The 21,206-nt window shown below is 70.2% G+C and carries 16 protein-coding genes; 11 read left to right on the forward strand and 5 right to left on the reverse strand.

What is annotated here, in order from left to right; translation table 11 throughout:
* The first annotated feature begins 12 nt into the window (after positions 1-12).
* Entirely contained in the window at positions 13-564 is a 552-nt protein-coding gene (locus ACIBJH_RS31940; RefSeq protein WP_399120368.1) for an NADPH-dependent F420 reductase, read from the forward strand.
* Between the two features lie 24 nt (positions 565-588).
* On the opposite strand, the gene ACIBJH_RS31945 is transcribed toward ACIBJH_RS31940, so the two are convergent.
* Positions 589-1,428 (reverse strand): GntR family transcriptional regulator, encoded by an 840-nt coding sequence (locus ACIBJH_RS31945; protein ID WP_399120369.1) that lies wholly within the window; start codon positions 1,426-1,428, stop codon positions 589-591.
* A 273-nt stretch (positions 1,429-1,701) separates the two neighbouring features.
* Between ACIBJH_RS31945 and ACIBJH_RS31950 the strand changes: the two genes are divergently transcribed.
* The 8 genes from ACIBJH_RS31950 (at position 1,702) to ACIBJH_RS31985 (ending at position 12,080) form a co-directional block, all read left to right on the forward strand.
* Positions 1,702-2,967, forward strand: a complete 1,266-nt coding sequence (locus tag ACIBJH_RS31950) for an extracellular solute-binding protein (protein ID WP_399120476.1) — start codon at positions 1,702-1,704, stop codon at positions 2,965-2,967.
* Positions 2,968-2,996: 29 nt separating this feature from the next.
* Positions 2,997-3,986, forward strand: coding sequence for a carbohydrate ABC transporter permease (locus tag ACIBJH_RS31955; protein ID WP_399120370.1), 990 nt, complete (start codon positions 2,997-2,999; stop codon positions 3,984-3,986).
* A complete protein-coding gene (locus ACIBJH_RS31960; protein WP_399120371.1) occupies positions 3,983-4,822 on the forward strand; it encodes a carbohydrate ABC transporter permease in 840 nt (279 codons plus the stop codon). The genes ACIBJH_RS31955 and ACIBJH_RS31960 overlap by 4 nt, the downstream gene beginning before the upstream one ends.
* Positions 4,823-4,865: 43 nt before the next feature.
* On the forward strand, positions 4,866-6,398 hold the full coding sequence (locus ACIBJH_RS31965) for a beta-N-acetylhexosaminidase (RefSeq protein WP_399120372.1): 1,533 nt from the start codon (positions 4,866-4,868) through the stop codon (positions 6,396-6,398).
* A gap of 87 nt (positions 6,399-6,485) precedes the next feature.
* On the forward strand, positions 6,486-7,937 hold the full coding sequence (locus tag ACIBJH_RS31970) for a cellulose binding domain-containing protein (RefSeq protein WP_399120373.1): 1,452 nt from the start codon (positions 6,486-6,488) through the stop codon (positions 7,935-7,937).
* 251 nt (positions 7,938-8,188) lie between these two features.
* Entirely contained in the window at positions 8,189-8,854 is a 666-nt protein-coding gene (locus ACIBJH_RS31975; protein ID WP_399120374.1) for a winged helix-turn-helix domain-containing protein, read from the forward strand.
* Positions 8,851-10,149, forward strand: coding sequence for a sensor histidine kinase (locus ACIBJH_RS31980; RefSeq protein ID WP_399120375.1), 1,299 nt, complete (start codon positions 8,851-8,853; stop codon positions 10,147-10,149). Before ACIBJH_RS31975 ends, ACIBJH_RS31980 begins: the two co-directional genes overlap by 4 nt.
* Positions 10,146-12,080, forward strand: coding sequence for a glycoside hydrolase family 9 protein (locus ACIBJH_RS31985; RefSeq protein WP_399120376.1), 1,935 nt, complete (start codon positions 10,146-10,148; stop codon positions 12,078-12,080). The genes ACIBJH_RS31980 and ACIBJH_RS31985 overlap by 4 nt, the downstream gene beginning before the upstream one ends.
* 12 nt (positions 12,081-12,092) lie before the next feature.
* On the opposite strand, the gene ACIBJH_RS31990 is transcribed toward ACIBJH_RS31985, so the two are convergent.
* On the reverse strand, positions 12,093-14,975 hold the full coding sequence (locus ACIBJH_RS31990) for an MGH1-like glycoside hydrolase domain-containing protein (protein WP_399120377.1): 2,883 nt from the start codon (positions 14,973-14,975) through the stop codon (positions 12,093-12,095).
* Positions 14,976-15,315: 340 nt separating this feature from the next.
* On the opposite strand from ACIBJH_RS31990, the gene ACIBJH_RS31995 reads away from it, so the two are divergent.
* On the forward strand, positions 15,316-17,178 hold the full coding sequence (locus ACIBJH_RS31995) for a glycoside hydrolase family 76 protein (protein ID WP_399120378.1): 1,863 nt from the start codon (positions 15,316-15,318) through the stop codon (positions 17,176-17,178).
* A gap of 109 nt (positions 17,179-17,287) precedes the next feature.
* Entirely contained in the window at positions 17,288-18,058 is a 771-nt protein-coding gene (locus ACIBJH_RS32000; protein ID WP_399120379.1) for an Atu4866 domain-containing protein, read from the forward strand.
* A gap of 4 nt (positions 18,059-18,062) precedes the next feature.
* Here the strand turns inward: ACIBJH_RS32000 and ACIBJH_RS32005 are convergent, their stop codons facing one another.
* From ACIBJH_RS32005 to ACIBJH_RS32015, 3 genes are read right to left on the reverse strand one after another with little or no spacing between them, the layout of a single operon-like run.
* Entirely contained in the window at positions 18,063-19,043 is a 981-nt protein-coding gene (locus ACIBJH_RS32005; protein WP_399120380.1) for an N-acetylglucosamine kinase, read from the reverse strand.
* Positions 19,043-20,290 carry a 6-phospho-beta-glucosidase gene (locus ACIBJH_RS32010; protein ID WP_399120381.1) on the reverse strand — a complete coding sequence of 416 codons (1,248 nt, stop codon included), beginning with the start codon at positions 20,288-20,290 and terminating at the stop codon, positions 19,043-19,045. The genes ACIBJH_RS32005 and ACIBJH_RS32010 overlap by 1 nt, the downstream gene beginning before the upstream one ends.
* Positions 20,287-21,189 (reverse strand): carbohydrate ABC transporter permease, encoded by a 903-nt coding sequence (locus tag ACIBJH_RS32015; protein WP_399120382.1) that lies wholly within the window; start codon positions 21,187-21,189, stop codon positions 20,287-20,289. Before ACIBJH_RS32015 ends, ACIBJH_RS32010 begins: the two co-directional genes overlap by 4 nt.
* Between the last annotated feature and the right edge of the window lie 17 nt (positions 21,190-21,206).

Raw genomic sequence — 21,206 nt, forward strand, 5'->3', positions numbered from 1 at the left:
GGAGGGCCCGACATGAACATCACGGTGATCGGACGAGGACACGTCGGCGGCGGCCTGGCCCGGCTGTGGGAGAAGGCCGGACACCAGGTCAGGACGCTGGGCCGGAACGGCGGTGACGCCTCCGACGCGGACGTGGTGGTCACGGCCGTCCCCGGCGGCCTCATCGCCGAGGCGCTCGCCGGCGTCACCGGGCTCAGCGGCCAGGTGACCATCGACGCGACGAACCTCTACGGCGACCGCGACGAGTCCTTCCCCTCGCTCGCGCACCAGGTCAAGTCGATCGTCGGCGGCCCGACCGCGAAGTCCTTCAACACCGTCTTCGCCTCGGCGTACGACCAGGTCGGCACCCAGCGCGTCACGCCCAGCAACCTCTACGCCGCCGAGCCCGCCGCCAAGGACATCACCACGCGGCTCATCACCGACGCAGGCTTCGACCCGCTCTACGTCGGCGACCTCACCCCGGGCGCCCGGCTCCTGGAGGACAGCTCAGGCCTGACCCGCGCTCTGGCTGGCCGGCTCGGCGGCGCGTTCTTCTACCGGTACGGCCGCCCCGGGGAGCTGTAGAACTGCCTGACTCCCGGCGGCAGTTCACGCCCCGGACTGGATGTCCCCCCGGGTGGACGACTCGATGGTGTCGCGGTGGGCGAAGTCGCCCGGGGGGATGCCGGGGTGGTGGCCGAGGGGGGCCGTGGGCGCCGCGACCGAGGGGCCGAGGGTGAGACGGGAGACGATGCGGTAGCGGTCGCCGCGGTAGATCGAGTGGACGTACTCGACGGGCTGCCCGGTGGTGTCCGAGGTGAGGCGTTCGAAGAGCAGGGCCGGGGAGAGTTCGGGGACGTCGAGGAGTTCGGCCTCAGCCTTGGTGACGACCGTCGGCTCGATGGCCTGGACCGCCTCCTGGACATGCACGCCGTGCTGTTCCCGCAGGTGTTCGTAGAGGTCGCCGGCCTCCAACTCCGGTGCGGACAGGGTGGGTACGAGATCGGCCCTGATGTGCAGGTGCTCGATGGCCATCGGGGCGCCGTCGACCAGCCGCAGCCGCGCCACGTAGACGATCTCGGCGGCGGGCGAGAGGCGCAGTCTGCGCCCCACCCGGGCACCGGCCGGGATGGTGGTGAACTCCAGCAGCCGGCTCGACCAGGCCCCGGAGGCCTGCGGTGCCGTCATGGTCTGCTCGGCGGAGACGAGTTCCTGGGTGATCTTCTCGGGCGCCACGAACATGCCGCGCCCGTGCTCCCGCACCAGCAGCCCCGCGGCGACAAGTTCGTCGACCGCCGCGCGCAAGGTCGGCCGGGACACGCCGAGTTGGGCGCAGAGGGCGCGCTCGGAGGGGATCGGGTCCCCCGGATGCTGCGACTCGACGAGGTCGAGGATGAAGTCGCGGACCCGCTCCCGTTTGAGTACCGCCCCTGGCGCGTCGGCCTTCATATCGCACTCCCTCGTACGCGGAATCCCCGGTTGACCAGTTGACCAGCAGTTGTCCGCAGCCGCCCTCTTGACGGGGGAAGTGTAACCACCATCAGACGGTGATCATCCGGATCCCGATCCATATACACGCCAAATCCCTTGGCGACAGAGGGGGTTGACGCCCGCATTGGTCTATGCCACCTTCGTCCCCACATCGAGAGGTGAGCTGTCCAGTGGGCTTCACTGGTCAGGTGGTCAGTTCATGTCCTCCAGGGGTGAACCGTGCAGCTCCGTATGTTCGCCGGCGTGTCCGTGCTCGTGATGACAGCAGGGCTGAGCGCCTGCAGCAGCTCTTCCGATACCTCCGACGGCAGTTCCAAAGGCTCCGGGGGAAACACCACCATCGACGTCTGGCTGATGCGCGACAGCGTCTCCGCCGCGTTCCAGAACGAGTTCGTCAAGGGCTTCGAGGCCGCCCACCCGGACATCAAGGTCAAGGTGCAGATCCAGGAGTGGGACGGCATCGGCGAGAAGGTCACCGCCGCCCTGGCCAGCAACGACGCACCGGACGTCATCGAGACCGGCAACACCCAGGTCGCCCAGTTCGCGCAGAGCGGCGGGCTGCTCGACCTCAGCGACAAGGTCGACGACCTCGGCGGGAAGACCTGGCTCAAGGGCCTCGCCGAGCCGGGCGCCTACGACGGCAAGCAGTACGGCATCCCGTACTACGCCGCCAACCGCGTCGTCATCTACCGCACCGACCTCTTCAAGCAGGCCGGCGTCGACGCGTCCGCCATCAAGACCCGGGACCAGTGGATCGCCGCCACCAAGAAACTCAACTCCGGTGGCACACAGGGCATTTACCTGCCCGGCCAGAACTGGTACACCCTCTCCGGCTTCATCTGGGACGAGGGCGGCGACCTCGCCACCCAGTCCGGCGGCAAATGGAAGGGCGCGCTGGACACCCCGGCGGCGATCCGCGGCATGCAGTTCTACGAGAAGTTGCAGGCCCTCGGCAAGGGCCCCAAGGACTCCGACGAGGCCAACCCGCCGCAGGCCGACGTCATGGCCAAGGGGAAGGTCGCCCAGGTCGTCTCGACTCCGGGCGGCGCCAACGTCGTCGTCCAGAACAACCCCGCCCTGAAGGGCAAGTTGGGCTTCTTCCCGATCCCGGGCAAGACCGCAGCGACGCCCGGCGCGGTCTTCACCGGCGGCTCCGACCTGGTCATCCCGACGGCGTCCACCAAACAGGACGCGGCCTACACGTTCATCAAGGAACTCACCGGCGACACCTGGCAGAAGAAGCTCGCGCTCGCCATGAGCTACGTCCCGAACAAGACCACCCTGGCCTCCGCCGTCGCCTCCGACCCGGGCGCCGCGGCCATGGCGGTCGGCGCCGCGCAGGGCCACGCCACGCCCAACACCCCGGGCTGGGCCGCCGTCGAGGCGAAGAACCCGATCAAGGACTACATGACGGCCGTGCTCACCGGCGGCGACATCCAGAAGAAGGCCGCCACCGCGTCCGAGGCCATCACCGCGGCGATGAACTCCGGCTCCTGAAGCGCCCGTTGACCGGAAAGAGGAGCGCCGTGTCGACCGTCCGAGAGCAGATCGCTTCCCGTCCCTTGCTCGGCCCCGGACCGCGCCCGGGGACCTCCGACACGGGATCGCCCCGCCCGTCGAAGTCCCCAGGCCGGGGAATCTGGCCGTACCTCCTGATCGCGCCCGCCGTGCTCGGCACGCTCTATCTGCTGGTGTATCCGCTGATCCGTGCCGTGGTGATCTCGCTGCAGGACTTCGGACTGCGCCAACTCATCCTGGGGCACGCGAAGTTCGTCGGCCTCCGGAACTACCGGACGCTGCTGGGCGACAGCGCCTTCTGGGAGGTCGTACGGCGCACGTTCCTCTTCATGGCGATCAACGTCGTACTGATCATGACGCTGTCCACGCTGGTCGCGCTCATGGTCGAGCGGCTCGGCCGGTTCGGGCGGACCACGGTCCTCAGCGCGCTGGTGCTGACCTGGGCGATGCCGGTGATCTCGGCGACGACGGTGTTCCAGTGGCTGTTCCACTCGGAGTTCGGGATCGTCAACGAGGTGCTGACCGGGCTGGGGTTCGAGTCCTTCGACCGCTATCCCTGGTTCGCGCACGGACCGGCCGCCTTCGCAATCGTCGTAGCGCTCGTGGTGTGGCAGTCCGTGCCCTTCGCGGCGATCACGCTGTACTCGGCCCTCACCACCGTCCCCGTCGAGCTGTACGAGTCGGCGCGCATCGACGGCGCGTCGGGGCCACGGATCTTCCGCTCGGTCACCTTCCCGATGATCCGGCCGATCTTCCTGCTGGTGTTCTCCCTCGAAGTGATCTGGACGTTCAAGGCGTTCGTGCAGATCTGGGTGATGACCAACGGCGGACCCGGCGACGCCACCACGATCCTGCCCGTGTACGCGGTGCAGACCGCGCTCTCCCACCAGCGCTACGACCTCGGTTCGGCGGCCTCCATGGTCACCGTGGTGCTGATGTCGGGCGTGCTGGTCTTCTACTTCCGTCAGATGTTCCGCCAGGAGGACGAGCTCGCATGAGCACCACCCGGCCCCGGATCCGCCGTCTGCCCCTGAACGCCGCCGCCGTCCTCACGGTCCTGGTGTGCCTGTTCCCGGTGTACTGGATGGTCGCGACCGCGTTCACCCCGACCCGCGACATCCAGTCCGACAACCCCCGCATCATTCCCGCGAGTTGGACCCTCGACCACTTCCGTACGGCCGTCGGCGCCGCCGGTTTCGGACTGTTCTGGCGCAACAGCGTCCTCGTCACGCTGAGCGCGGTGCTGCTCGCCCTCGTCATCGCGCTCGGCTCGGCCTACGCGGTCGCCCGGATGAACTGGAAAGGGCGCCGGCAGTTCATGCTGATGGTGTTCATCGCGCAGATGGCGCCCTGGGAGTCACTGATCATCCCGGTGTACATCATCTCCCGCGACACCGACATGCTGGACCGGCTGCCGACGCTGACGCTCGTCTACTTCATGATGACGCTGCCGTTCACGATCATCGTGCTGCGCGGTTTCATCGGCACGATTCCCCCGGAGCTGGAGGAGTCCGCGCAGGTCGACGGCTGCACCCGGTTCGGCGCGTTCCGGCGCATCGCGTTCCCGCTGCTCGCGCCGGGCCTGATGGCCACCTCGCTGTTCGGCTACATCACGGCCTGGAACGAGTTCACCTACGCCAACTTCCTGATCATCAAGCAGCAGGACCACCGCACGCTGCCCGTGTGGCTGTCCTCGTTCCAGAACGTCTTCGGCACCGACTGGGGCGCCACCATGGCGGCGTCAACTCTCTTCGCGGCACCGGCACTTGTGATCTTCCTGCTGCTCCAGCGCCATGTCACCTCCGGCTTCGCGGCCGGCGCGGTCAAGGGCTGACCCTCCGCACCACCCCCACACGCCCCCGTCCCGGAGACGATCCATGCCCGCACAGCGTTCCGTGCTCACCCTCGTCCCCCGACCCACCAAGTCCGCACTCCGGCCGGGGCACTTCACCCTCGACACCGACACCGCGCTGCACATCGGCGCGGGCGCCGAACCGGCCGCGGACCTGCTGCGCACCCTGCTCGCCCCCGCCACCGGACTGCCCCTGGAGGCGTCCCCCGACGGGCAGTTGACCCTGACGCTCGACCCCGGCCTGGCCGGTCTCGGCGACGAGGGCTACGGCCTCACCGTCGCCCCGCACGCCGTCCTGCTGCGCGCCGCGCACCTCACCGGACTGCTGCGCGGAATCCAGACGATCCGTCAACTCCTGCCCCCGCAGGCCCTGTCGGCGCGCCCGCAGCGCGACACGGAGTGGCTGCTGCCGTGCGTCGAGATCACCGACCTCCCCCGGCACCCCTGGCGCGGCGCGATGCTCGACGTGGCCCGCCACTTCCAGCCCGTCCCCTATCTCCGCCGATACGTCGACCTGTTGGCCCTGCACAAGATCGGCGTGTTCCACCTGCACCTCACGGACGACCAGGGCTGGCGCATGCCGGTGGCCGCCTACCCCAAGCTCACCGAGATCGGCGGCCACCGCGCGGAGTCCCAACAGGGGCCTGCCGGAAGCGACTTGTACGACGGAGTCCCGCACGGAGGGTCGTACACGCGGGCCGAACTCGCCGACCTGGTCGCCTACGCCGCCGCCCGCGGAGTGACCGTGATGCCGGAGATAGAGATGCCCGGCCACGTCCGGGCCGCCCTGGCCGCCTGTCCCGAGCTGGGCAACCAGCCGGAGCGCAGCCTCGACGTCTGGACCCGCTGGGGCGTGTGCGACACCGTCCTCGGCGTCCACGACGAGGTCCTCGACTTCTGCCGTACCGTCCTCGACGAGGTCATGGACGTCTTCCCCTCGCCGTACATCCACGTCGGCGGCGAGGAGTGCCCCACCGCCGAGTGGACGCACAGTGCCGCCGCGCGCGAACGGGCGGTGGCGCAGGGCCTGTCGAGTCCCGCCGCGCTGCACGGCTGGTTCCTCGGGCGGATCGGCGAGTTCCTCGTGCGGCACGGGCGACGCCCGGTCGGCTGGGCCGAGACAGGGGCCGAACTGCCCCTGGACTTCACGGTGATGACCTGGCGCGACGCGGCACACACCCTGACGGCGGCCCGGCGCGGCCACCAGGTGGTGAGCGCCTATCACCGGGCGACCTACCTCGACTACGCCCAGTCCGAGGACCCGCGTGAACCCCCGGCGCAGCCCGGCAAGGTCGTCGATCTGCGGACCGTGCACTCCCACGACCCCGTCCCCGAGGACGCGGACGCTCCGGCGGCCCGTCAAGTGCTGGGCACCCAGGCCCAGTTGTGGACCGAGTTCGTCACGACGCCCGAGCGCGTCGAGTACCTCACCTATCCCCGCCTGTGCGCTCTGGCCGACCGCGCTTGGAGCGGTCCAACCGACTGGGACGACTTCCGCGCCCGGCTCGACGGGCACACGGCCCGGCTCGACGCGCTCGACGTCCAGTACCACCCCTGACCCGACCTGCACCGCCAATGCCCCCTCCCGTACCGCCCCTTGATCTGTCCCGTTCCGGAATCACCCCACCTTCTGGAGAGGCACGACATGAGACTCGACCCGAGACACGACACGAGGTTCGCGAAGACCAGGCTGCGCGCCGCCGCCTCCGCCGCCGTGGCGGTGGCCCTGGGCGCCGCCGCCCTCACCGCCATGCCGTCCACCGCGAGCGCGGCCGGCGACGGGCTGAGCGTCCAGTACCGCACGAGCGCCACGGGTGCCACCGCCGACCAGTCCGAGCCCTGGTTCAAGGTGAAGAACACCGGCTCCACCACAGTGCAGTTGGCGAACGTCAAGATCCGCTACTACTTCAAGGCGGACTCGGCGAGCGCGAGTTACCGCTTCGCGTGTTCCTGGGCGGTCAAGGGCTGCGCCAACATCACGGGCACCTTCGGCACCCTCGCCAACCCGACGGCCACGGCGGACCGTTACCTGGAGATCGGCTTCACCTCGGGCGCCGGGACCCTCGCGCCGGGCGCCGACACCAGTGACATGCAGCTGCGGTTCTACCAGTCGACCTGGCAGACCCTGAACCAGAGCGACGACTACTCCTTCGGCGCCTCGCAGACGTCGTACGCCGACTGGTCCAAGGTCACGGCACAGCTGTCCGGCACCACCCTCTGGGGCACGGCTCCCGCCGGCAACGACCCGACGAACCCGCCCACCGACCCGCCGACCGACCCCCCGGCCACCGGCGCCACCCTGTTCGACGACTTCAACTACAGCGCCTACAACGACCCGAAGATCTCGGCGCACGGCTGGAACGTGCGCTCGACCTCCGGCGGTCCCGGGGTGTCCGGCGCCACCTGGGCGCCCGACAAGGTCACCTTCGCCACCACGAGCGGCAACTCCGTCATGAACCTGGAGACGTCGACCTCGGGAACCGGCGAGAGCACCAAGCAGACCGAAGTCGTCACCAACGCGAGGAAGTTCAAGAACGGCACCTACGCGGCCCGGGTCAAGTTCAACGACGCGCCCAAGACCGGCCCGGACGGCGACCACCTCGTGCAGACGTTCTTCACCATCAACGACCTGACGGCGCCGATGGCGGACGACTACTCCGAGTACGACTTCGAGTACCTCCCCAACGGCGGCTGGGGCGAGTCGTCCGACATCCTCTACACGACGTCCTGGGAGACCTACCAGGCCGACCCGTGGGTGGCGGTCAACCAGCACACCGAGGGCCGGCAGAGCTACAACGGCTGGCACGACCTGGTGCTGACCATCGACAACAGCAGCATCAAGTACTACATCGACGGCCAGCTCTTCGGCACCCACGACGCCGCGTACCTCCCGGAACGGCCGATGTCGATCAACTTCAACCAGTGGCTGATCGACTTCGGCGGCCTCACCAGCTCCACCGCGCGCGCCTACGACGAGCAGGTCGACTACGTCCTGCACGTCAAGGACCAGGTCCTCACCCCGGCGCAGGTCGCCGCGAAGGTGGCGGCCTACCGGGGCACGGGCACCACGTTCGAGGACACCGTGCCCAGCAGTTGACCACGGGAGCACGGCGGGGGGGGGGGGGGGGGGGGGGGGGGGGGGGGGGGGGGGGGGGGGGCCGCGGCGCCGGCGCCGCCAAGCGGTGTGAGAGTGTGGGTGGAGGGCCGGGGCCCGCCCCCCCCCCCCCCCCCCCCCCCCCCCCGCCGCCCCGCCCCCCCCGGGGGGGGGGGGGGGCGGCGCCCGCCCCCCCCCCCCCCCCCCCCCCCCCCCCCCCCCCCCCCCCCCCGCCGTCGCCTAAGCTCCGGGCCATGCGCGTATTGGTCCTGGAGGACGATCTTGAGCTGGGGCTCGTCGTCGCAGCTCAGCTGCGGGGTGCGGGGTTCGCGGTCGACCTCGCGCGGACGCTGGCCGAGGCCGATCTCAAGCTGTCCGTCAATCGCTACGACTGTGTCGTGGCCGACCGCTCGGTCCCGGACGGCGACTCCCTCACGCTGCTCGCCGCGCGGCGCCGGGCGGGATCGGTGCTGCCCTTCCTGCTGCTGACCGCGCTGGACGCGGTGAGCGACCGCGTGGCCGGCTTCGAGCACGGCGCGGACGACTACCTGGTGAAGCCGTTCGCCTTCGCCGAACTCGTCGTACGGGTAAGGGCGTTGTGCCGCAGGGAGCAGCCCGCGCGGCCCTCGCTGGTGCGGGCGGGCGACCTGGAGATCGATCTGCCGCGCCGCCGGGTGACCAGGGCCGGAGTGCTGCTCAGCCTCTCGGCCAAGGAGTTCGCGGTCCTTGAACTGCTGATGCTGCGGGCGGGCGAGGTTGTCACGCGCAGCGAGCTGATCGAGAGCTGCTGGGACGAGGCGAGCGAGCCGATGTCCAATGTGGTGGACGTCCTGATCGGGCAGTTGCGCAGACGCCTCGGGCCGCCCGACCCGATCGGGACGGTGCGCGGCGTCGGCTACCGGCTGGGCGGCGAGGCGTGAGGCCCCGGACCGAGGCGCCGGACCCGTCGCCTGCGGTGGCCCGGCTGCGGCGCACCCGCCGAATGATGACGCTCCTCTTCGCCTCGACGACCGCGGCCTGTCTCGTCGTGCTCGCCGTCGTCGCGATCCGTATCGACGCCGCCTCCCGCCGCTCCGGCCTCGACCACGAGGTGGGCAACCGCGCGGCGGGGCTGTCGCGGGCGGTCTGGTTCGACGCGGGCGTGCTGCACCTGGAGCCGCTGCGCGAGGACGAACTCGCCCAGGGCGCACAGGCGTTGGCCGTCCTGCAGGCGGCGCCCGGGAAGAAGCCGACCTTGCGGAACGTCGTACCCGGACGGTCGTCGCTGCCCGACGCGGACCAGTTGGACGAGGTCTGGCACAGCGTCCTGGACGAGCAGGGAACGGTCCAAGTCAGCGCCTCCGCCACCAAGGGCGGGCGGCTGCGGTGGGCGGCGGCGCCGGTCTGGGACGGCGACCGGATCGGCGCGGCCGTGCTGGTCGGGACGGAACTGGCGCGCAGCGACCGCGACCACGACCTCCTGGTGCGCTGGCTGGCCCTCGGCTGCACGGCGCTGGTGTGCTGCGCGGCGGCCGTCGGGCATCTGCTGTCCGGGCGGGCCATGCGCCCGGCCCTGCGCGGTCTCGACCAGCAGGAACAGTTCCTGGCCGAGGCCGCGCACGAGCTCCGCACCCCGCTGGCGACCCTGCGGCTCACCGTCGAGCGCGGCGGCTCCTCCGACGAGGCGCTACGGCTCGTGGACCGGCTGAGCCGGCTGGTCACCGGGCTGCTCGCCAGGGCCCGGCTGGAGTCCGGGGCGCAGCGGGTCGAGCTGGTGCCGTTGCGCCTTGACCAGTTGGTGGAGACCACGGTCGAGGAGTTGCCGGACCACCAGAGCGTGACGGTGACGGCCGAGCCGGTGGTGGTCCGCGGCGATCCCGACCTGCTGGCGCAGGCGGTACGGAATCTGGTGGAGAACGCCCAGCGGCATGGCGGCCCGGCCGGTTCGCCGGTGGAGGTCAGCGTCACGCCGGGGCTGGTCACGGTCCGCGACCACGGAGACGGCGTACCGCTCGCGGACCGCGAGCGCGTGTTCGCACGCGGGGTCTCCGGGACCGGTCCAGGTACGGGCGCGGGCCTCGCCATCGTCCGCTGGGTCGCCGGTCTGCATCACGGCACGGCCCGCCTCACGGACGCTCCCGGCGGCGGCCTGCTCGCCGAACTCCGGCTGCCGGCGGACCCGGCCCGGGCGTCCTCATCGTCATCTCATGAAGGCCCCGGCACCGTGGGCGCATGAACGCACTGCGCAGCCCTGTACTACTGGTCAGCACCGCCGCCACGGCCCTCGGCGCCGTCCTCGTCGCCCTCAACGTGTACGACACGACGAGCGCGCCGCCCGCCGCCGAGGCGGTCGTCCGGGTCGACCAGGTCGGCTATGCGCGCGGCGAGACGAAGCGGGCCTACGTCATGGGACCCACGAAGGCGCTCGCGGGGGCGCGCTTCAAGGTCGTCGACGCGAAGGACAAGGACAGGGTGGTCACGGCGGGCCGGCTCGGCGCCGTCACCGGCCACTGGAACGCCAAGTACCCGTCCGTGCGCACCGTCGACCTCTCCGCGCTGAACACCCCCGGCACCTACCGCGTCGTCCTGACCGGCACCGCCGCCGGCCGCTCCCCCGCCTTCCGGATCGCCGACGCTAGCGAGCTGATGACCCCGTTGGTCCGGGACAACGTCCGCTTCCTCCAGGCCCAGCGCGACGGAGCCGACGTACTGCCCGGAATCCTCAAGCACGGCCCGTCCCATCTCGCCGACGAGCACGCGACCGTCTACGCCGACCCGCACTACGACGAGGCGGGCGAGGAGCTGCTCGACGAGCAACTGACCCCGACCGGTGACACGGTCGACGCCTCGGGCGGCTGGTTCGACGCGGGCGACTTCCTGAAGTTCACCGGCACCACCTCCTACTCGACCGCCGAACTCCTGCTCGCCGAACGGGGCTTGCCGACCGTCATGCCCGCACTGTCCGCCGAGGCCGACCACGGTCTGTCGTGGCTGGACCGGATGTGGGACGGGGACACCGGGACGCTCTACGCCCAGGTCGGCATCGGCGCGGGCAACGACAACGTGCGCACGGACCACGACGTGTGGCGGCTGCCGGAGGCCGACGACCGGCTCGATGTGTCGCCCGGCGACCCGGACTACACGATCAAGCACCGGCCGGTGTTCCGGGCCAACGCGCCGGGCGAGCCGATCACTCCGAGTCTGGCGGGACGGGTGGCGGCGGTCTTCGCCCTCGCCGCGCAGCGCACGGCCGACTCCGACCCGGACCTGGCCCGGGAGTGGCTGGAGAAGGCCGCCGCCGTCTACGACCAGGCCGACACCGACCCGGACCCCGACAAGCCGCTCGTCACCGCGTTCCCCAGCGGCTTCTACCCCGAGGACTCCTGGCAGGACGACCTGGAGTTCGCTGGAGCCGAACTTGCCCTGGCAGCAAGGGAGTTGAGCGATGACCGGGAGAACGACTGGACGGCCGACGCCGCCCGCTGGGCCCGCTCCTACCTGGATTCCGACGTCAAGGGCACCCTCAACGTCGCGGACGTCAGCACCCTGGCACATGTCGATCTGGCCACCGCCTTGGACCGTTCCAGCAATAACGGCGTCGGGGCCGAGGACCTGTACAAGGACCTGCGCCGACAGTTGGAGGACGGGGTCGAGCGGGCCGGGCACGATCCGTTCGGCGCCGGTGCGGTCTACGACGACTTCGACGCCGTACCGCACACCTTCGGGCTGGTGGCCACCGCTCAGCTCTACGCCGAGGCGACCGGGGACACCCGCTTCGCGGCCTTCGCGGGGCGGCAGCGGGGCTGGGCTCTCGGCGCCAACCCGTGGGGCACCAGCTTCATGATCGGCGCAGGTGAGGTCTATCCACACTGCCCGGAACACCAGTTGGCCAACCTGCGCGGCAGCCTCGACGGGAAGGGCGCGATCCTGCGCGGCGCGGTGGTCAACGGCCCCAACGCGGCGGACAAACTCACCGACTTGAACGGCTTCTCGACCATGAAGAAGTGCACCGCCGGCCCGCCGAGCGGAGCCTGGACCGACTTCGACGGCAAGGGTTCGCGGTACGTGGACGACGTGGGCGCCTGGCAGACGGTGGAACCCTCGCTCGACTTCACCACGACGGCCCTGCTGGCCTTCGCCCTGACGGCGCAGGACGAAGGCCACTAGGACCGGTCCAGGTCAGGACGTGAGGTAGCAGGACTTGCTCACGTTCGGGAGCGGGTCGGAACCGAAGGCGGCCGTCGTGCAGCTCGTACCGCCGCTGAAGGTCTTGTAGAGGAAGCGGCCCCGGGCGCCGTAGGCGACGGTCTGCTGTCCGCTGAAGGAGCAAGTGCCGCCTTCCGCCGAGCAGTTGGTGGCGTAGCCGACCGGGCCGCCGGTCGCGGTGTAACAGGCCTTCGACTCACCGGAGATGGGGTCGCCGAACGTGGCGTCGGTGCACGCGGTGTCGCCGGTCGCGGTGGCCGTGGTGAACGCTCCGTAGGCGCCGTACATCACCGGCTGTCCCGCCACCGCCGCACAAGTCCCGTTCTGGTCGGCGCACTTGGTCCAGCCACCGGCCGGGGCGCCTGCGGGCGGCAGATAGCAGGACTTGGCGACACCGTCGATGGGATCGCCGAAGTGGGCGTTGGAACAGTCCACGGAGCCGTTGGTGACCTGGTGGACGAAGTTGCCGTTGGCTCCGTAGGCGACGTCACGGTTGTAGCCGGGCACGGAGCAGGTGCCGCCCTCGGCCGCGCAGGCGGTGTAGCCGGGCGGGCCGCCCGCGTCGGCGACGTAGCAGGACTTGACGAGGTTCGCGGCCGGGTCGCCGCCGAAGGAGTCGTTGGAGCAGGCGGTGCTGCTGGTCACGGTCTTGTACGTGTACGTCCCGGCGCCGTAGGCCACCGAGCGGGTGCCGCTGAAGGAGCAGGTGCCGCCCTCGCCCGCGCACCGGATGTAGCCCGCGCGCAGGGCGCCGGTGCCGGGTTCGGTGGGCGGTGCCGGGTTGCCGAGGCCGGTGGCGGAGACGGTGTAGCTGCCGGGGGCGACGCCGGTGAGGTAGACGTAGGTGTCGTCCTGGCTGCCGCCGGTGATGCCGGAGGTGGGTGTGAAGGTTCCGTTGCTCCAGACGGTCGCGCCGTTCACGGTCACCGTGATGTTGCCGGCGAGCTTCGGGACGCCGATCCGGCCGGTGCTGCCGGACGGGCTGGAGAGGGTGGCCGAGTAGGTGCCGGCCGACGCGTTCCGGGACCAGGAGGCGTTGATCGCGCCCTGGGGCATGGTGATACGGCCCTGGGCACTGGTCAGGTCGCCGGGGTGCGGGACGAAGCGGTAGGCGCCGGTCGCCGACTCGGGCGCGGTGCCGAGCACGTCGAAGGTGAGCGTCGAGGTGGGCGCGGTGGACCAGCCGTGGGCCAGGCTCATGAACGAACCGCCGTACGCGAGGCCGCCGTCGGACTGGATGCCCTCCCAGAACGTGCTCTTGGTGCCGATGTCGCTGTCGAGCATGTGGCCCCAGGTGCGGCGGATCTGGTCCAGGGCGGTGTAGTCGTCGTTGGCGGTGAAGCGGGCGTTCAGCTCCATGCCGCCGGCGAACGGCGAGACGTTGCCGCCCCATTCGGGCGTGGTCGGGCCGTAGATGCCCCAGTTGTTGCCGAGCCCCGCGATGATGCTCTTCGACTTGGCCGTGGAGTCGCTCAACCCGTACCAGACGGCAAGGGAGTTGCCGTCCTGCGGGTAGAGGCCGCTGGTCGGGTTGTCCTTGTACATGCCCTTGGAGGCGTCCCACAGCCGGGAGTTGGCCGCGGCCTTGATGGCGTCGGCCTTGCTGTTCCAGCTCGCGGCGAGCGCGCTGTCTCCCTCGACCGTGGCGAGGCTCGCGCCGCCCCTGAGGGCGCCGTACAGCAGCGCGTTGGCGGAGATGTTCTCGCCGCCCTGGCCGACCCTGGCCCAGTCCTGGGTGCGGGTCACGTTGAGCAGGTTGTTGCCGTCGATCTTGTTGGTGATGAAGGCCATCCCCCGCTTGTAGTTGGACCATTCGGAGTCCAGCCACGACTGGTCGTCGGTGTACGTGTAGTACGTGGACGTCCCCAGCAGCGTCCAGGTGTGGTACGTGTCCGAGCCGGTGAGGTTGAACGGCGGCCCGGACCAGGGGATTTCACCTGCCGACGACTGCGCGTTGTACATCGTGGTGAGCGCGTTGCGGGTCGAGGTGAGGTCGTTCGAGTACGCGTACTGCGTGGGGACGGCGATGCCCATGTCGCCGGGCCACACCGTGCGGTCGCGCTTCGCCCCGTCGACCAGGACGGAGTCGCCCACGCCGACAGTGGCGCTGTTGTCCCACGCCGAGGAGGGCGGCGGCCAGGCGCGGCCCTGGTTGGAGGCGATGGTGTTCAACTGCACGGTGTACGCCCCGGCGTACCAGATGCGGTTGAGCAACTCGTCGCTGGAGGTGAAGTAGTTGGCGTAGTCGGCCGGGTTGGACTTCCCCGGGGCCGCGGTGAAGTTGAGGCTGACGCCCTTGAGGTCCACCCAGCCCGAGCTGTCCAGGAACACGGTCAAGTAGCGGAAGCCGCCCCGGAGTTGGGCGGTGGGCACAGTGTACGTGCCGTTGGCGGAGGGCGTGGTGTAGAGGGCGCCGTCCTCGCCGTCGCGGCCACTGCTGCGGTCGCTGTTGTTGCCCACGTACAGGGACGACTCGCTGAAGGCCAGGCCGACGCGTTGGCCGCTGGAGCTGGTGCTGCCGAATGACAACGTTACCAAGCCGCCGACCTCCTTCCCGAAGTCGAGCGTGATGGCCGACTGCGAACCGGAGATCCGGGTCGCCGTCCCGTTCAGCACGTTGGTCGGGTTCGCGACGCTCCCGGAGGTGCGGTAGACGGCCGTCGGCTTGAGGGTGCGCGAGGTCGGCGAGTAGTTCACGGCGTCAAGTGCCGCCTTGGGGGCGGCTGTCACGGCCGTCGGTGCCGCCCCGGCGGACAGCGCCGGGGCTACGGCCAGCGCGGCGGCCACCACCACGGTGAGCCCAACTAGGCGCCCTGGTCTGGGCTTTCGGTTCAGCGCTGGCCTGCGACGGCGCATGAGTGCCTCCCGGATCGGTGGGGGAACCAGTCGCCCAACCGGACAACCAGACAGGTGAATCGATTCAATTAGATCGAACACAGGAGCCCGGAGTTTGAGGAGCGACGGGTGCGCGAGATGACTCGCCGAAGTTCGCACCGATGATGGGCGCCGGGAGAGCGGGTGTCAACCCATCGCGGAAGCCTTCAACTCCCAGGTAAAAAGCGCACCTTACGACATTGACAGGGCCGCACCAAGCCGGTTCACTGCGTCGAGTACGGGTAGAGGTATGGACCTTTGATCCAGAGCTGAATCCATTCACACCCGGCGTCCCCCATCGTGAAATCGAGGCGAGTTTCCGGTGCCCCTACATGGCTTCGACATCGTTGTCAGACCACGGTTCCTCAGCTTTCTCCTGACGGCCGCCCTCGCGTTCGTGGCGCTCGTCCCGGCCGCGGCGCCGGCGTCCGCCGCGACGCAGGTGTGCGTCCTGGCCTGCGACACGCTGGACCCTTCGCAGGCAAAACAGGAAACGTTTCCAGTGCCGGACAAGACGCTCAACGGCCGGCGGGTGCAGCTCCATGTCTCCGACGCGGACGACATGGCGTGGGCCAGTATCGACAACGGCTCGACCGGTGACGCGGTCTGGTTGGACCGGTCCTGGGACGGCGGCGCCACCTGGGACGGACTGCTCGGCAAGGCGAGCATCCCGAGCACTTGGACCGGTACCAGGACGCTGATGTACAACATCACCGACCCGCGCAACCACAAGCGCGGCCTGGTCCGGGCCTGCGGCGACGCGGCCGGCGTGGGCTGCACGAACTGGGTCTACCCCACCGTCTGCGACACCGTGTGCGACGGCACGAGCGCGGGCCAGGCGACCGGCGACGACCAGCCGGTGCCGTCGACCACCCTGTACGGCCGCACGATCCGGCTGCACGTGGATCAGAAGAACTCCATGGCCTGGGCGAGCATCGACACGGGCGGGACTGGTGACGAGATCTGGTTGGACCGGTCCTGGGACGGCGGCGCGACCTGGCCGGACGGCTCCTCCCTCGGCCGTACCAGCACCCCGTCCGGGGCCACCACCACCCGCACCACGATGTACGCCACCCGCGATCCGCGCGGTCTCCTCTACGGCGGCGCGGTTCGCGCCTGTGGGCGGGAGGCGAGCCACAACGAGGGCAGCTGCACCGCTTGGTACCGGCCCGTGCCGACCCGAGCGCGCGCGGCGGCGGACGCGCTGATGACGTCGTACGACCCCTACAACGGCTGGTGGCCCAGCAGTTGGTGGAACTCGGCGGCCACCCTCACGTCCGTCATCGACTTCGCGAAGACCACCGGCACGCACGACTACGACTGGATCATCGCCCGCACCTTCGACCAGAACAAGGGCGTCTTCCCGGCCGGGACACGCAGTTCGGACGCGATCGAGGGGGACTTCATCAGCCGGTCCATCGACGACTCGGGCTGGTGGGCGATCGCGTGGATCGACGCGTACGACTACACGCACGACGCGCGCTATCTCAACGAGGCCGTCACCATCGCCAACTACGTGCAGCAGTACTGGGACACGAGCACCTGCGGCGGCGGTGTGTGGTGGGACCGGGAGAAGACCTACAAGAACGCGGTGACCAACGGGCAGTACCTGTGGCTGACCACCGCGCTGCACCAACGCATCGCGGGTGACACCGTGTGGCTGCAGCGGGCGAAGACCTCGGCCGCCTGGTACAAAGCGAGCGGGATGATCAACTCCTCGGGTCTGGTCAACGACGGACTGTCCTCGTCCTGCGCCAACAACGGGTCCACCGTGTGGAGTTACAACCAAGGACTGGCCATCGGCGGCTTCACCGAGCTGTGGAGGACAACCGGGGACAGTTCGTTCCTGACCACCGCGCGGACCCTGGCGAACGCCGCGATCAGCAGTTCGCAGCTGACCGTCGGCGGGGTGCTCACCGAGTCCTGCGATGTCGGCTCGGCGTCCTGCGACGACAACCAGAAGCAGTTCAAGGGCATCTTCATGCGGAACTTCGCCGACCTCGCGAACGTGACCGGCTCCAGCACCTATCGCGCCTACATCCAGAAACAGGCCGACACGCTGTGGGCGCAGGACCGGTCCACGCTCAACGCGCTCGGTGAACGCTGGGCGGGCACCAGCCCGAACCAGACCGACTGGCGGACCCAGGCCAGCGCGCTCGGGGCGCTGACCGCCGCCGCGGGCTGAGCCGGCGCGCAGGGTGGGTGCGGGACACCTGGGGTAACGGCGGCCTGGTTGCGTCCTTCGGACGCGACCAGGCTTGCCACGAAGGTGTCACCCACTTGAGGAGCAGGCGATGAGCACCACCCACACGGATTCCGTGACCTGGAACGGTCCATCCTTCGACGAGATCGTCACGAACGGCGCTGGCCGTCCCGTCCTGTTCACCAACGCCCGCGTCCTGACCCTGGACCCGTTGATCGGCACCCTGACCGGCGCCGACGTCCTGCTCGTCGGCGCCCTGCTCGTGGGCGTCGGCCCGGGCATCGTCACCGCGGCGCAGGACGACAACGCCATCGTCGTCGACTGCACCGGCATGACGGTGGTGCCGGCCGTCGTGGACACGGTCGCCCTGGTCGGCGGGCGCGGCCAACGCTCCGAGTACGTTGCGACGTTGACGCCCGGGAACACCGGTGACCTGCTCGTCGTACCGGATGAACTCGCCCCCGACGCGGCGGGTGCGGTGGCCACGCTGCTGACCCGGCCGGAGGAGGTCCGCGCCCTCGTGGCGAACGGGAGGCCGGTCCTCTGGTCCGGTACCGACGTACCCGGCCGGGCCACCGCGCCCGAGGCGGGCATCCCGGCCGCCCAGGACCTGACCGGCAGCCCGCGCGTCGGCGTCTGGATCGACGAGAACGACTTCCTGAACCAGGAGTTGACCGCCGGAGGCCGCTACGACGAGACCCGCGGTGGCCGTCCGCACGCCTACGAGGGCCGCTACTGGATCGACGGCGACCGCATCGACTACCTCGACGACCTCGGCTTCTGGGCCTTCGGCGAGTTCCGGGCCGACGAGCTGCACCACGCGGGGTACGCGATGCGGCTCGGGGCGCGCTCCCGGTCGTAGCGGATCACTGGAACCCGGCGCGGAGTCGGGCCTCCGCTCCCGAGTCCGCTCGTGGGTGGAGGTCCAGGGCCGCCAACGCGGCACCGAGCAAAGGCGGTTGGGTGCACACCACCGGGCGGACGCCCGGGACCGCTGCCCTGAGCCGCTGTTCGACGTCGTCGAGGAGAGACCGGTGGCCGGCGGCCAACACGCTGCCGCCGAGGACCACTTCGGGCTCCGGGGCGGTGGCGAGCTGGAGTCGGCACAGGACCGTCAGGGCCATTCTCGCTATCTCCGCCGCGAGGCGTTCGACCAGTTCGGTCGCGATGCCGTCGCCGTCGTCGCGGGCCGCGAAGACCGCCGGGCAGAGTTCGCTCAGGCGGAGTGCGGGCAGGTCGCCGCTGTGGAGGGCGGCGGTGACGTCGGCGACCGTGGCGAGGCCGAAGTGGTCAACTACCATCGTGTGCAGGGCGGTTCGCGGGCCCCGGCCGTCCTCCGACCTGGCCGCGTGCCACAGCGCCGAGCTGCCCATGTCGATGCCGCCGCCCCAGTCCCCGGAGATCCGGCCGAGCGCGGCGAAGCCGGTGGTACGGCCGTCGGGGGCGACGCCGACGCAGTTGATGCCGGTGCCACAGACCACGGCGACGCCCCAGGGCCGGCCGGCCCCGGCGCGCAGGACGGCGTAGGAGTCGTTGTCGACGCGCTGGGTGACGGCCCAGCGGCGGGCGCCGACGGCCTCACGCAACGCCTTGACCTCGTGCGGCAGATCGGCGCCGGCGAGGAAGGCGGTGATGCCGTCCACCACGGTGTCGGCCCCGACACCCGCCGCCGCCATGGCCTCGGCGCGCAGCGCGGCCAGTACGTCCATGGCCGCGTCGAGGCCCACCGCCTGCGGGCGGAATCCGCCGCCCCGGGCGCGACCCAGGATCGTACCGCCGGTGGTCAGTACGGCGAGGTCGGTCTTGGAGTTGCCGCCGTCGACGGCCAGCAGCAGACCCGAACTCATCAGGCCCACCACAGGTGTTGGCGATTGGCGGCGACAAGTTTCGCCGCCAACTCCTCGGCGACGGAGACCTGTCCGATCAGGGGGTGCGCGAGCAGGGCGGTCGCGACCCGGTCGACCCCGCCGTGCAGGGCGGCTTCCAGGGCGAGTTCCTCGTACGCCGTCACGTGCGCGACGAGTCCGGCGAACAGCGGCTCTACGGCGTTGACAGGCAAGGGAGTTGCGCCGTGCGCGCCGATGCGGGAGGGGACCTCGATGACGGCGTCGTCGGGGAGGAAGGGCAGGGTGCCGTTGTTGCGGACGTTGGCGACGCGGACGTCACCGGTGTCGGTGGTGAGGGCGTGCACCAGTTGGACGGCGGCCTCGGAGTAGTAGGCGCCGCCACGCCTGTCGAGGAGGGCCGGTTTCTCGGTGAGGGCGGGGTCCGCGTACATCTTCAGCAACTCGCCCTCCATGGCGGTGACTTGCTCGGCGCGGGAGGGTTCGGCGAGCTGTTCGCGGAGGACCTCGTCGTGGGCGTAGTAGTAGCGCAGGTAGTAGGAGGGGACGACGCCGAGGCGGCGGACCACGTCGAGGGGCATGCGCAGCCGGTCGGCGAGAGCCTGGCCGTGTTCGTCGAGGAGTCGCGGCAGGACGTCGACGCCGTCGAGCCGTACGCTCCGTTCCCAGGTCAGGTGGTTGAGGCCGACGTGGTCGAGGGTGATCCGCTCGTGGTCGACGCCGAGCCAGTCGGCGAAGGTGCGCTGGAAGCCGATGGCGACGTTGCACAGGCCGACCGCCTTGTGGCCGGCGTCGAGGAGGGCGCGGGTGACGATGCCGACCGGGTTGGTGAAGTCGACGATCCAGGCGTTCGGGGCGCGCTTGGCGACCCGTTCGGCGAGGTCGAGGACGACGGGTACGGTGCGCAGCGCCTTGGCCAACCCCCCTGCTCCGGTGGTCTCTTGACCGATGCAGCCGCACTCGTGCGGGAGGGTCTCGTCGATGTGGCGGGCGGCCTGGCCGCCGATGCGGAGCTGGAAGAGGACGGCGTCGGTGCCGTCGATGCCGGCGTCCGGGTCGGCGGTGGTGGTGATCTTCGCGGGGCTGCCCTGGCGGGCCAGGATGCGGCGGGCGAACGGGGCGACGACGTCGAGCCGTTCGGGGTCGGGATCGACGAGGGCGATCTCGGTGACGGGCAGTCCCAACCGGGCGAATCCGTCGACCAGTTCGGGGGTGTACGTGGATCCGCCGCCGACAACGGTGATCTTCAACCTTTGACTCCTGTCAGTGTGACGCCCTCGATGAAGGCCTTTTGCGCGAAGAAGAAGACGATGATCACCGGCGCCATCGCGATGAGGGTCGCGGCCATGGTGAGGTTCCACTGCACCGCGTGGGAGGTCTTGAAGGTGGCCAGGCCCAGGGCAAGGGTCCAGTGGGCGGGCGTCTCGCCGGTGTAGATGAGGGGCCCGTAGTAGTCGTTCCAGGCGTTGAAGAAGGAGAACAGGCCGACCGCGACGAGCGCGGGGCGCATCATCGGCAGCACCACCCGGGTGAGTACGCGCAGTTCGCCGCAGCCGTCGATGCGGGCCGCGTTGAGGTAGTCCTCGGGGACGGTGAGCAGGAACTGGCGCAGCAGGAACACCGAGAAGGCGTCGCCGAACAGGGAGGGGAGGACCAACGGCCAGATGGTGCCGGTGAGATGGAGCCTGGCCCACATCAAGTACATGGGGATGACGAGGACTTGGGGCGGCAGCATCATCATGGTGATGACGCAGAGGAACGCGGTGTTGCGGCCCTTGAAGCGGAGCCGGGCCAGCGCGTAGGCGATGGGGACGCTGGAGAGCAGGGTGGCGGCGGTGGCGGCGACCGCGTAGAGCACGGTGTTGAGCAGCCAGGTGCCGACGGGTGCGGTGGCGAAGACGGTGCGGTAGTTGGACCACTGCCAGTGGTGGGGCCACAGGTTGGTGGTGAGGGACTGTCCGTCGGTCATGACGGAGGTCAGGAAGATGAACACGATCGGGCCGATGAAGGCGCAGGCCAGGCCGACGGCGACGGCGTGTTCGGCGATCCAGACCAGCTTGCGCCGCCGGCTCGCCCGGCCGCGTGCGGCCTGGTGGGGTGATGCGGCGCGGGTCTGCCGGGCGGGGGCCGGGGCGTAGGTCGTCGTCATCGCGGCGGCTCCTCGGT

Source organism: Streptomyces sp. NPDC050548, assembly GCF_044457385.1.
Lineage (GTDB): Bacteria > Actinomycetota > Actinomycetes > Streptomycetales > Streptomycetaceae > Streptomyces.